Source organism: Acinetobacter sp. 25-47-130, from assembly GCF_056779705.1.
In genome coordinates, this window is the sequence record NZ_JBWYII010000025.1 from 1 (window position 1) to 459 (window position 459).

Sequence of the window (459 nt, forward strand, 5' to 3'; positions counted from 1 at the left end):
TAGAAGGCGGAGCTTTCTTCCATCATGGTGATTCATTTGCCATGATGCGTGGTGGTCATTTAGACATCGCAGTCTTGGGTGCTTTCCAAGTCGCTGAAAATGGTGATCTTGCAAACTGGCATACCGGTGCACCTGATGCCATCCCTGCTGTGGGTGGTGCAATGGACTTAGCCGTGGGTGCGAAAAAAGTCTTTATTACCACCGATCATGTGACGAAAAAAGGCGAACCTAAAATCGTTGCTGAGCTGACTTATCCTGCGACAGGCTTAAAGTGTGTAGATCGTATCTATACTGACCTTTGTGTGATTGATGTAACACCTGAAGGCATGAAAGTGATTGAGAAAGTTGAAGGCTTATCTTTTGAAGAACTTCAATCGATGACGGGTGCCAAACTCATTGATGCCACTCAGGCTTAAGACTGGTTTTAGGATCTTACACTATGAAAAACGCATACATCAT

Annotated in this window: 1 protein-coding gene; it reads left to right on the forward strand. The window is 44.7% G+C overall.

What is annotated here, in order from left to right; genetic code table 11:
- Positions 1-416, forward strand: a 416-nt coding sequence (locus AC1M83_RS14180) for a CoA-transferase (protein WP_481590943.1), incomplete at its 5' end; no start/stop codon positions are given.
- Positions 417-459 lie beyond the last annotated feature (43 nt).